General features: G+C 41.4%; 12 protein-coding genes. 6 read left to right on the forward strand and 6 right to left on the reverse strand.

Going from position 1 to position 11,295, the window contains the following annotated elements:
- Positions 1–30 precede the first annotated feature (30 nt).
- Together OCI93_RS07900 and rpmE are read right to left on the reverse strand one after the other, a co-directional pair.
- The gene (locus tag OCI93_RS07900; RefSeq protein WP_261594115.1) at positions 31–1,287 is read right to left on the reverse strand and encodes a malic enzyme-like NAD(P)-binding protein; all 1,257 of its coding nucleotides are present in this window, start codon (positions 1,285–1,287) and stop codon (positions 31–33) included.
- 629 nt (positions 1,288–1,916) lie between these two features.
- Positions 1,917–2,132, reverse strand: coding sequence for a 50S ribosomal protein L31 (gene rpmE / locus OCI93_RS07905; RefSeq protein ID WP_261594116.1), 216 nt, complete (start codon positions 2,130–2,132; stop codon positions 1,917–1,919).
- Positions 2,133–2,357: 225 nt separating this feature from the next.
- Here rpmE and priA point away from each other — a divergent pair, with 225 nt between their 5' ends.
- The 6 genes from priA (at position 2,358) to OCI93_RS07935 (ending at position 7,854) form a co-directional block, all read left to right on the forward strand.
- Positions 2,358–4,526: a primosomal protein N' gene (priA, locus tag OCI93_RS07910; RefSeq protein WP_261594117.1), complete on the forward strand. Its 2,169-nt coding sequence runs from the start codon at positions 2,358–2,360 to the stop codon at positions 4,524–4,526.
- Positions 4,527–4,533: 7 nt separating this feature from the next.
- Positions 4,534–5,061 (forward strand): SPOR domain-containing protein, encoded by a 528-nt coding sequence (locus OCI93_RS07915; RefSeq protein ID WP_261626161.1) that lies wholly within the window; start codon positions 4,534–4,536, stop codon positions 5,059–5,061.
- Between the two features lie 78 nt (positions 5,062–5,139).
- Complete coding sequence (gene hslV, locus OCI93_RS07920; protein WP_261594119.1) at positions 5,140–5,658, forward strand: ATP-dependent protease subunit HslV; 519 nt, start codon at positions 5,140–5,142, stop codon at positions 5,656–5,658.
- Between the two features lie 11 nt (positions 5,659–5,669).
- Complete coding sequence (hslU, locus tag OCI93_RS07925) at positions 5,670–6,998, forward strand: HslU--HslV peptidase ATPase subunit (RefSeq protein WP_261594120.1); 1,329 nt, start codon at positions 5,670–5,672, stop codon at positions 6,996–6,998.
- A gap of 47 nt (positions 6,999–7,045) precedes the next feature.
- The gene (locus OCI93_RS07930; protein ID WP_261594121.1) at positions 7,046–7,417 is read left to right on the forward strand and encodes a gamma-butyrobetaine hydroxylase family protein; all 372 of its coding nucleotides are present in this window, start codon (positions 7,046–7,048) and stop codon (positions 7,415–7,417) included.
- Positions 7,418–7,569: 152 nt separating this feature from the next.
- On the forward strand, positions 7,570–7,854 hold the full coding sequence (locus tag OCI93_RS07935; RefSeq protein ID WP_261594122.1) for a hypothetical protein: 285 nt from the start codon (positions 7,570–7,572) through the stop codon (positions 7,852–7,854).
- 114 nt (positions 7,855–7,968) lie between these two features.
- Here OCI93_RS07935 and OCI93_RS07940 read toward each other — a convergent pair whose 3' ends face one another.
- The 4 genes from OCI93_RS07940 to OCI93_RS07955 form a co-directional block, all read right to left on the reverse strand.
- Positions 7,969–8,769 carry a VOC family protein gene (locus OCI93_RS07940; RefSeq protein ID WP_261594123.1) on the reverse strand — a complete coding sequence of 267 codons (801 nt, stop codon included), beginning with the start codon at positions 8,767–8,769 and terminating at the stop codon, positions 7,969–7,971.
- A 222-nt stretch (positions 8,770–8,991) separates the two neighbouring features.
- A complete protein-coding gene (locus OCI93_RS07945) occupies positions 8,992–9,648 on the reverse strand; it encodes a DUF799 domain-containing protein (protein WP_261594124.1) in 657 nt (218 codons plus the stop codon).
- The gene (locus OCI93_RS07950) at positions 9,648–10,001 is read right to left on the reverse strand and encodes a DUF4810 domain-containing protein (protein WP_261594125.1); all 354 of its coding nucleotides are present in this window, start codon (positions 9,999–10,001) and stop codon (positions 9,648–9,650) included. Before OCI93_RS07950 ends, OCI93_RS07945 begins: the two co-directional genes overlap by 1 nt.
- 10 nt (positions 10,002–10,011) lie before the next feature.
- Positions 10,012–10,683, reverse strand: a complete 672-nt coding sequence (locus OCI93_RS07955) for a CsgG/HfaB family protein (RefSeq protein WP_261594126.1) — start codon at positions 10,681–10,683, stop codon at positions 10,012–10,014.
- Between the last annotated feature and the right edge of the window lie 612 nt (positions 10,684–11,295).

The following is an 11,295-nucleotide window of genomic DNA, read 5'->3' on the forward strand; positions in this document are numbered from 1 at the left end:
TGCCTTTTTTGTAACATACTTGAATCAAAATTACTGTGCTTTATGATGGGCCATATAGTTATCAGGTAAGTCAACTTGTGCCACACCCGACTCAATTGCTGCGTTTGCCACTGCCTTAGCAATCCGAGGCAATAAACGCGGGTCCATTGGCTTGGGAATAATGTAGTGCGGGCCAAACTCCAAACTCTCTACATCGGCTGCTTTTAGTACCTCAGCAGGAACAGGCTCTTTGGCAATGCTACGAATCGCTTCTACCGCTGCAATCTTCATCTCATCATTAATTGCCGTTGCACGCACATCGAGCGCCCCTCGGAAAATAAACGGGAAACACAGTACATTGTTTACTTGGTTTGGATAATCCGAACGTCCTGTTGCCATGATCAAGTCTTGACGCGCACCATGTGCAACTTCTGGGTTAATTTCCGGGTCTGGATTTGAGCATGCAAATACAACTGGCTTATTCGCCATTAATTTTAGCTCCTCTGGCTTAAGTAAGTCTGGGCCAGACACACCAACAAATACATCGGCTTCTGCTATCACATCTTGTAAGGTACGTTTATCTGTGTTGTTGGCAAATAACTTTTTATATTCGTTCAAGTCATCACGACGTGTATGGATCACACCTTTTCGGTCTAGCATATAAATATGCTCTCGCTGAGCGCCACATTTAATGAGTAGTTCCATACAAGCGATTGCTGCTGCACCAGCGCCTAAGCAGACGATAATAGCGTCATGAATATCTTTACCTTGGATCTCTAGTGCATTGAGCATACCTGCAGCAGTGACAATTGCAGTACCATGTTGATCATCATGAAAAACGGGAATATCACAGCGCTCAATCAACGCTTTTTCAATTTCAAAACACTCTGGAGCTTTAATGTCTTCAAGGTTAATACCACCAAACGTATCAGCAATATTGGCCACCGTATTGATAAAATCTTCAGTAGTACGATGCTTCACTTCAATATCAATTGAATCAAGGCCTGCAAAGCGTTTAAATAACAGCGCCTTACCTTCCATAACAGGCTTTGACGCCAAAGGACCTAAATTGCCGAGCCCTAAAATAGCAGTACCATTACTGATCACTGCCACCATATTGCCCTTACCTGTATATTGATATGCAGCGGTTGGGTCAGCTGCAATTTCTCGTACTGGCTCTGCCACACCAGGACTGTAAGCCAACGCTAAGTCTTTTACAGTTTCCGCTGGCTTGGTCAGCTCGACGCTGATTTTACCTGGAACGGGGTGTGCATGATAATGTAGTGCTTGTTCACGAAAGTTTGACATGACGCGATTTTTTCCTGCTAAGAAGTTAAAAGTGAGAGTGAGATAAAATTCGCAAAATTAGTTAAACCATACCTTGTTTATAAATATATTCAAGCTATTTGAGGTCGATCCACTTAAGCCTAATTTAACCGAAAATAGCTGCATTTTTACCGACATTTAACCTATATTAACCAATTTCACGCAGCCAAAATGTACTACTAAAGGTGTTTATTTTAGGGGAATATATGCAACCAAGCTAAACACCAAAGTCAATCGTAAAAAACTACAAAATAACGGTATATAACCGAAGTTAACCCTTAAATTATCAACAATAGAGACACATTTGCAATTTACAACAAGAAAAGAATGTTTTTTCAGTTAGCATTTTTATGCATCAAACCAACCTTCATAAGCAAATATAGCCTCATCACAGACTTAAATATAGCGCTATAAAATTGATTAACAAATGCAAAACAATGAATAGTGGAGATAAAAATAAAGAATTAGAGTTAAAACTCTACAGCAAGTTATTTTGTAAGGTTTACTGATCTAGCTAAAGTGGCGGTGTACTTTTTATGAAAAATCCCCATACACGCCAATTTTCAGGCACAAAAAAAGCACCCTTAGGTGCCTTTTTAGTCAAACGTTTCTTATTTTTTGCTGCTAAGCGCACCGAAACGTTTGTTGAAGCGATCAACACGACCACCTGTATCAAGAATTTTTTGCTTACCAGTATAGAACGGGTGACACGCAGAACATACGTCTAAGTGAATGTCTTTACATAGTGTAGAACGAGTTTGAAACTTGTTACCACATGAACAAGTAGCATTAATCGTTTCGTATTTAGGGTGAATACCTTCTTTCATAGCAACCTCTAGGTTAGGCCGTATCGCTCTCCAAACCCGAAGTCTGGCACCATACGTAGTTTATATAAATTAATGGACGCGTATTTTATGTAACTCCAAGGCTTTACACAAGTAATAAATCATCAAAATTAGTGTTTTTTGTACAACTAAGCATCAAGCCATCTCGTTATTAGGCCGTGCTTATAGTACATTAGCCATCTTATAAGTAAGCCCAAAAGGCCCAAGATGTTTGCTGAAGTTGCCATTAAGGTGCCTTTGTTTCGCACCTTTGATTATCGTATTGCTGATAACTGCACTGTACAAGTGGGATGTCGGGTCACAGTGCCGTTTGGTAATCGAAAACTCGTCGCAATCGTCATGGCGATTAAATCAACTTCAGAAGTGCCTGCAAATAAACTAAAATCATTGACAGAAGTATTAGACGACAGCCCTATTTTATCTACTATCCACCTTAAGTTTTTACGCTTTTGTGCTCAATATTATGCCCACCCAATTGGCGAAACCCTTTTTACCGCGTTACCAGCTGCACTACGTGATGGCGCACACCCAGACAAAACTACCATTGCCAACTATGTATTAAGTGAAGCTGGTAAGCTACAGCCTAAGCTCAGAGCAAAAAAACAAATGGCACTACTGGCACAACTAGGCAAATCTGGTGAGTCAAGCTTAACTGAGCTAAAAGCACTCGGTTTTAGTAAGCAACAAATTAACGCCCTACTTGATAAGCAATTGATCACTGAGCAAATAAAGCATGATACACAGTGGCAAAACCAAGCTATCACCATTGCTAATAAGCCCAGATTAAATGAAGAACAAGCCACTGCCTGCAGTGCAATTAATCAACAACATAACTATCGCTGCTTTTTGCTTGAAGGCATCACTGGCAGTGGTAAAACCGAAGTTTACTTGCAAAGCTTGGAACGCATTGTTCAAAGTGGCAAGCAAGCCCTAATCCTAGTGCCAGAGATAGGGTTAACCCCACAAACAGTCAACCGCTTTAGGCGTCGCTTTGCTAACCTTGCTATTGACTTATGGCATTCAAACTTAACAGATAACGAACGCTTACATACCTGGCGCAGAGCAGAGCAAGGTAGCTGTGCGTTGGTAATTGGTACACGTTCAAGTGTGTTCTTACCGTTTAAAAGTTTAGGTATGATCATTGTAGATGAAGAACACGATGGTTCTTTTAAGCAGCAAGAAGGACTTCGTTACCATGCCCGCGACTTAGCTGCATATCGCTGTGCTAGTATTAATATTCCTCTTATTCTAGGCACAGCCACACCTGCACTTGAAACTCTAAATAAGGCAATAACCGGTAAGTACCAACTGCTGACCCTATCACAGCGCGCTCAAACCACCACGGATAACCAGTTCTTGTTAGTCGATATGAAGGGTCAAAAAGAACAAGCCGGGTTGGCACCTACTACATTGCAACATATAGCCGCAACACTCAAACGAACCAAACAAGTGATGGTATTTTTAAATCGTCGAGGCTATGCACCGACTTTGTTATGCCATGAATGTGGATGGCTCAGTCAATGTAAACACTGTAGTGCTAGTACAACATATCACAAAGCGATGGGGAGATTAGTATGCCACCACTGCTCTGAACAAAGCTTTGTACCACCTCAGTGCCCTGATTGTGGCAGTACGCAGATCATGCCCACAGGTATAGGAACAGAGCAACTAGAAGGCTTTCTTACAGAATGCTTTGCTGAAACGCCAATAAGCCGTATTGACCGAGATACAACTAGACGCAAGGGTGCTTTAGAAGATGCATTAGACGAAATCAATCAAGGGGGAGCACGCATTTTGATAGGTACTCAAATGCTTGCTAAAGGTCACCACTTTGCTGATGTTAGCTTAGTGGTCATTCTAGATGTAGACAGCGGCCTATACTCGAGTGATTTTCGTGCCACTGAGCATATGGCTCAGTTGATCACGCAAGTCGCAGGGCGAGCCGGGCGCAGCGGAGAAGCTGGAAAAGTACTATTACAAACTCACTTTCCAGAGCACCCGCTATTACAGGATTTAGTCAACAATGGATATCAAGATTTTGCCCGCTTTGCTCTAAAAGAACGTGAGGAAGCCCTTCTACCACCTTATAGCCACTTGGCTATTTTGAGGGCACAAGCTACAAATGCGAAACAGGTATTCGACTTTTTATCGGATCTGGTTCCAGCAACCCCCTACTGTGGTATACAATTGCTCGGGCCAATACCCGCTCCAATGGAGCGACTGGCGGGGAAATATCGCTATCAATTACATATTCAAGCTTCAGAGCGTATGATTTTACACAACTATATTAGACAGTTAATGCAATATGTTAGCGAGCATAAACTTGCTAATAGGGTGCGCTGGAGTATAGACATCGATCCCATGGACACCTACTAAGTAAGTTATGGCACAACACGATTACATAAATAGAAAGCCCAAAAATAGCAAAGGCGGTAAAAATACGCCTCCTAAAAAGCCATTTCCAACTTTTTTAGCGTTGGCAGCATTGCTGCTGATCGGCGGATTTTCTTATGGCCTATGGTACATTAAGCATAACGCCACCACGGTAAAAGTTGACACTACAACACAACCAGTAAAGAAAGAGCCCGAAAAACTTCAAAAGCCTGTGATAAAACCCTTTCTTGAGGAAATAAAAGAACATGAGGTCAAAGTAGAAGTTAAAGAGATCAAAAGCAAAGGTCCTTATCAAATGCAGTGCGGCTCTTTTAGAACTCATCCTCAAGCTGAAGCAATGAAGGCTAAAATGGCATTTGCGGGCCTGATCGCTGAAATACGTCGCACTGAAGGCAGCAATGGTGTCTGGTACCGTGTTCGTCTTGGCCCTTATGACACTTTACGACAAGCTGAAAGTGATAAGAATAGGCTCAAACGTATCAAAATTGTAGGGTGCGGTATTTGGGGTTGGACTTGATTTTAGCTCATTAACCCATATCTTCTAACAATCATATAATGAAAGGCGCCAAGAGCGCCTTAGTTTTTAAGGAATACTATGACTACCATCGTAAGCGTACGTCGTGACAATAAAGTTGTCATTGGTGGAGATGGCCAAGTATCGCTTGGTAACACAGTAATGAAGGGGAATGCCCGTAAAGTGCGTCGTTTATATAATGGCAAAGTACTCGCTGGCTTTGCTGGTGGTACCGCAGATGCATTCACTTTATTTGAGCGATTTGAAAGCAAGCTAGAAATGCATCAAGGGCATTTAACCAAAGCTGCAGTTGAAATGGCAAAAGATTGGCGCAGCGATAGAGCGCTGCGTAAACTTGAAGCACTGTTGGCCGTTGCCGATGAAACGGCGTCTTTGATCATTACTGGTAATGGTGACGTAGTGCAGCCAGAAAATGACTTAATTGCTATTGGTAGTGGCGGAAATTTCGCACAATCTTCAGCAATCGCATTACTTGAAAATACTGACCTCAGTGCCCGTGAAATTGTTGAAAAGAGTTTAAAAATAGCAGGCGATATCTGCGTATTTACCAACAACTTCCAAACTATAGAAGAATTGTAAGAGGAGTTGCCATGACTGCAATGACCCCAAGAGAAATCGTTCACGAATTAGACCAGCACATTATTGGTCAAAACCAAGCTAAAAAAGCGGTCGCGATTGCGCTTCGTAATCGCTGGCGCCGTATGCAATTGAATGACGATTTGCGCTCAGAAGTAACGCCAAAAAATATCCTCATGATCGGCCCAACCGGTGTGGGTAAAACAGAGATTGCCAGACGCTTAGCTAAATTAGCGAATGCACCATTTATCAAAGTTGAAGCCACTAAGTTCACTGAAGTAGGCTATGTGGGTAAAGAAGTTGAATCAATCATAAAAGATTTGGTTGATATCTCTGTAAAAATGACTCGTGAGCAACAAGCTAAAAAACACCAGCATCGCGCAGAAGAAGCAGCTGAAGAACGTATACTCGACGCGCTACTGCCGCCAGCCATAGATGCATCTGGTGAAGCACAACCAAATGAAAACAGCTCTACACGACAAGTTTTTCGCAAAAAGCTACGTGAAGGTCAACTTGACGACAAAGAAATAGATATCAATGTAGCGGAATCTTCACCACAAGTTGAGATCATGGCCCCGCCGGGCATGGAAGAGATGACGAATCAATTGCAAGGCATGTTCCAAAACATGACCGGCGAGAAAAAGAAAAACCGCAAACTTAAAATCAAAGATGCGTTCAAGCTTTTAGTAGAAGAAGAAGCCGCTAAAATGGTGAATCCAGAAGAGCTTAAAGAGCAGGCTATTTTTGCCGTTGAACAAAATGGTATTGTCTTTATTGATGAGTTTGACAAAATCTGTAAGCGTGGTGAAGCACAAGGCCCTGATGTGAGCCGTGAAGGCGTGCAACGTGACCTACTACCGCTTATTGAAGGCTCAACCGTCAATACCAAGCACGGCATGGTTAAAACTGATCACATGCTATTTATTGCCTCTGGAGCTTTCCAAATGTCGAAGCCATCTGATTTAATCCCAGAGTTACAAGGTCGCTTACCGATTCGAGTTGAGTTAGAACCACTGACAGCCAAAGACTTCAAGCGTATTCTTATTGAGCCGCATGCGTCACTTACTGAGCAACAAGAAGCGCTGATGAAAACCGAGCAAGTTAACATTAGCTTTACCGATGATGCATTAACCCGCATCGCCGAGGCCGCATGGCAGGTTAACGAAAAAACCGAAAACATCGGTGCTCGCCGCCTGCACACTATTATGGAAAAGTTAATGGAAGAGCTGTCATACGATGCCTCTGAAAAAACAGGTGAAAGCTTTGTTATTGATGCAGCCTACGTTGAACAGCATTTAGATGCACTAGTTCAAGACGAAGACTTATCTCGCTTTATCTTGTAATTTATACTATAAACGGGGCACTGCGCCCCGTTTTTACCGAGCTTATTATGTACATAGTCACTAAACTGCATTATCACCAAAAAAGTAATATATTAGATATCTACTTTGATGATGATAAACACTTTGCGCTCAGCTGCGAGTTTTTGCGTACACACTCTCCGTCAGCAGAAGTACAAAATCATGGCGCAGGCGTGAAACTGGTACTGAATAAACATAACGTATCAATTAGCAAACTTGAACCAGTGGGTCATTACGCCATACGTTTATGCTTTGATGATGCCCATAATAGCGGATTGTACAGTTGGCAGTACCTCAGAACACTGTGTGTGGAACAAGCGCAATTATGGGATAAATATCTGCAACGTGTTCAAGCACATAAAGAAAGCGAGCACAGCGTTCCCATCAAGTTCATGCCATAATTTTTGTCCTCTTTCTTGTCCATTCTACTCTAGACTATTTACACTAAATAGGTAAAGTACAGAGCTTTTAAAGCTTATCCCCTGTGTAAGAATACATCATCGTTTCATGCATATTCATTGAAAATTGCTTTGAGTAATAAAAAGAAAACCCCATGTTTTACGAATTACTGAACAGCTTTATGCTAGGCGTTTTTTTGTTTTATAACTTAAAACTAAGACCTGAAGTTAAAACATTGTCAAAAATCACACACAGTCAATTGCAAGCTTTGATGAACAGCTCCGGCATAGACTTTCCTAATGAGCAGCTTTTTGATGAAAACTTTAAAGAAAGGGTGTTGAACGGATTAATCAATGATCCAAAGGAATATGTTATTGAAAGAACAGGTTGCAGTGAAGCCCAAGCCGAACGCTTTGTTACACAGTTGGTAAATAAGTAATAATCTCTCGGAGTAATAGGCTATTTTAAGTGAGTACCCCTCGGCTAAGCGTACTCACACAACTCATACCAGTACAACATCAGTATGAGTGAGATTGACACGACGACCTAACAACTAAGGTGTTATTTCATCCATGTAAGATTCAATGATAGAAAAAAACGCCCCTTGTGGGTCACATATTACCGCATAACGACCTACATCAGGCACATCCGTCGGTGGCACACACACCTTAGCCCCCAGCCCAGCAGCCTTTGTTGTGATCGCATCACAATCTAATACGGCAAAATACATCATCCAATGTGAGGGTGTTTTAGAGCCCCATGCCTCAGTCATCTCAAGCATGCCAGCTAATGCATGGTCATCATTACTAAAAATAACATAATCGATATTCTCTACCGTTTGGTGAATTGAGTGCCAACCAAATAACTCACTATAAAAAGCTTCTTTAATATCGCGATTTCTACACGCTAGCTCATGCCAGTAGGGAGTATTGGCTTCAAACGCCCTATGACTGCCAATATGCTCTTTAGCTTGCCAAATGGTCAGTTGCGCACCACCAGGGTCGGCAATTATCGCCATCCTACCCGCTTCACCAATATCATATGGCCCGCGTACTAACGAACCTCCTAAGCTCTCTGCTTTGGTGATTGACGCATCTACATCCGTAACAGCCACATAGGCCTGCCATACGCTTTGTGCACGCGCTTGCTTTTTATCTTCATCCATTTCATACATGCCGGCCACAATATCGCCTTGCTTGTTGAAATTAGTATAAAAACTACCATTTTCGCCACGTTCATCGTCAAACTCCCACCCAAATAACGCGCAATAGAAAGGTTTAGCTACTCGCCAATCTGCTGCGCGTAATTCAGCCCAACAAAACTCGTGAGTATGGGCATACGTCAGTTTACTCATATTAGTTCGCCTGTTTAAAACACTATTAAGGTTGATAGTCGCAATTATGGGGATATGCAATTTGCACATTAAGTATTTTTGCTATAACAGCTTTGATGTTAAGTATATACCATCACAACCAAGGGCGTTAAACCATTGATTTTGAATCATAGAGATATTAGAAGGCACAGCAGAGGAGGGCTAAACACGACCAATGGCAGCCCTCCTTAACCACTTATTCACTCAAGGTATGTTGTATTTGGGAGAACGAGGGCCATATAGAAGACCGTTTTGATGATTGGCTGACAGCAACCTCTGCGTCGCAGTTTGAGAAACTTTAAAGCTTTTATCTGTAGCAGTTTCTATTACTTGATTCAAAATGGCAGAAACAAGCATACCTTCCCAATTATCAATATCTCTATCACGTTGTTCACCACTAGATGCTGATGCTTTTCCCTGCCATAAAAGCGTACTTGTTTCTAAATCAACAAGCCTCGCTGACACTTCAACGATCGTATCACTGCTAATAACGGCATACGACGTGCCATACTCTTTAATATCTATATACAAGGCGGCATCGGCACCAAATATATCATGTAACTTTTGTGGTGCTACGGCATGAATATCTTGAGCAATAGTGAGACCATTGTTTTTAAATGTTTCAGCAACTAGCGCAACAGGCATAACATAGTACCCTGATTCGGCAAGTGGTTTAGTTGCATTAGCCAATACGGCATAAGGCGCTATCACTTCACTAGAGTTATTAATCGGCGGCAGCACCAGTATCGAATGTGGATCGCTGTTCTTATAAGCCGTGTAATCGTATGATGCATGCTGAGATGCACAGCCACTTGCCAGTGCAATCACTAAAAACAACACAATAATTTTTACAAAACTCATTACATCGTATCCTTTGCATTATCTATCAAAAAATCAATATAGTGTGCTGACTCTGGATAGCGCTGCTTTTCAAGTTGTAGATAATCAAAGCCCAGTTCTGAATTACCTTCAAGCAAATACAAATACCCTAAATGTGCCAAAATACCCGGAGCAATGGCTGCACTATGATTATTCGCAGCCTGTACCGTTTGTTCAAGCTCACTTATTTGTTCGCTGACAGTCGTATCGTCCACTTTAAAATACTGGTATATATTCTCTGAATATGACCCATGGTAATACAGCGCTTTAGTTGTTCCACACCCTGATAGAAAAAACATCATCATCACTGATGCGATTAGCAATATCTTATTCATAACGAAGCCTCTAATTTGGCTGCCAGTCACCTTTTTCTATCCCTGAAACTAGATTATTTACCGCTTCACGTATAGCTAAATCAAGTACTTTGCCGTTTAAAGTAGAATCATAGCTGGCAGCACTTCCAAAACCTATAACTTCACGACTAGATAAACTATACTCCCCAGCTCCTTGCACGGAGTAAACAACCTCTGATGACAACACATCAACAATATTGAGATTAACTTTCGCATAGGCAACTTGCGACTTCCCCTTGCCAAGAATACCAAACAGCTGCTTATCACCTTGCTCTTTTCGACCAAACTCAGACACATCCCCTGTAACCACAAATTGAGCGCCTTTGATATTTTGCTCTGCAGCAGAAAAGCCAACTTCTTGTTTAAGCGCAGCTAAATTCGCTCTATCTAACACAGTGAAGCGATTACTTTGTTGTAAGTGGGTAAGCAAAATAGTTTTAGCCTGAGAGCCCAATCTATCAGCCCCGCTACTGAAAATGCCGTTGTGAAAGCTTGACTGGTTTTGAAATTGGCCAACTGATAGCTTACTTTTGACTCCTGTATAGGCAGAGTTAAACGACTGAACTTTCGACGCTTCAATTGTTTTTGATGATTCAGTCGCCGAGCAACCACTGAGTAATATAGTTGCCGCTGTACCAGCGATGAGCAGTGTGTTTTTGAACATAATTTTATCCTTTTAGCTTATTAATACCTACATTGCTGAGGTTGAGTGATAATCAAATTTGCTAAAAATAAGTATACGCATACAGCTAAATTACTCTGTAATACTATGTAATTATATGTGGTGACCATATAACAGAAATTAACGAACAGAGAGTTGAGAGTTAATGTGTCAGGACACTATGATGAATTGGTACGCTTCAATTTATTGAGCTTTTATACACTCGGTTATCACAGTTAAGATCCCCTTAAAAGTAAATCTTATACCCAGTAAACAGTGATACTTTTGACTTGGCTTGTGACCAGTTTGTGTATTTTGCACCAAATAATATCGCCTGCACAGCATCTATCGAGTAGGTATTCTGAAATTCAATTTCCATATTGCTTTGATGCAAGTTATTTTTGTTAAAACGCCACCTTCTCATATTTTAAACATAAAAAACCCGAACCTAGGCTCGGGCTTTTCTTAATGCGTGAACGTGCAAAAGTTTAATGAACCTGAATCTCGTTTAAGAAATTGAACTAAATGCCTGTTCCGAGATCCGATCTTTCGACCAAGAACGATTGGATAAACAAGGAACAGGCATGATTAAATTAGTTGAATTGTTTTGCGATG

The organism is Pseudoalteromonas holothuriae (assembly GCF_945859825.1).
Lineage (GTDB): Bacteria > Pseudomonadota > Gammaproteobacteria > Enterobacterales > Alteromonadaceae > Pseudoalteromonas > Pseudoalteromonas holothuriae.

Excerpts from the sequence above, each read along its gene's own strand:
- OCI93_RS07900 (WP_261594115.1), bottom strand. The coding sequence starts at position 1,287 with ATGTCAAACTTTCGTGAACAAGCACTACATTATCATGCACACCCCGTT.
- rpmE (WP_261594116.1), bottom strand. The coding sequence starts at position 2,132 with ATGAAAGAAGGTATTCACCCTAAATACGAAACGATTAATGCTACTTGT.
- priA (WP_261594117.1), top strand. The coding sequence starts at position 2,358 with ATGTTTGCTGAAGTTGCCATTAAGGTGCCTTTGTTTCGCACCTTTGAT.
- OCI93_RS07915 (WP_261626161.1), top strand. The coding sequence starts at position 4,534 with ATGGCACAACACGATTACATAAATAGAAAGCCCAAAAATAGCAAAGGC.
- hslV (WP_261594119.1), top strand. The coding sequence starts at position 5,140 with ATGACTACCATCGTAAGCGTACGTCGTGACAATAAAGTTGTCATTGGT.
- hslU (WP_261594120.1), top strand. The coding sequence starts at position 5,670 with ATGACTGCAATGACCCCAAGAGAAATCGTTCACGAATTAGACCAGCAC.
- OCI93_RS07930 (WP_261594121.1), top strand. The coding sequence starts at position 7,046 with ATGTACATAGTCACTAAACTGCATTATCACCAAAAAAGTAATATATTA.
- OCI93_RS07935 (WP_261594122.1), top strand. The coding sequence starts at position 7,570 with ATGTTTTACGAATTACTGAACAGCTTTATGCTAGGCGTTTTTTTGTTT.
- OCI93_RS07940 (WP_261594123.1), bottom strand. The coding sequence starts at position 8,769 with ATGAGTAAACTGACGTATGCCCATACTCACGAGTTTTGTTGGGCTGAA.
- OCI93_RS07945 (WP_261594124.1), bottom strand. The coding sequence starts at position 9,648 with ATGAGTTTTGTAAAAATTATTGTGTTGTTTTTAGTGATTGCACTGGCA.
- OCI93_RS07950 (WP_261594125.1), bottom strand. The coding sequence starts at position 10,001 with ATGAATAAGATATTGCTAATCGCATCAGTGATGATGATGTTTTTTCTA.
- OCI93_RS07955 (WP_261594126.1), bottom strand. The coding sequence starts at position 10,683 with ATGTTCAAAAACACACTGCTCATCGCTGGTACAGCGGCAACTATATTA.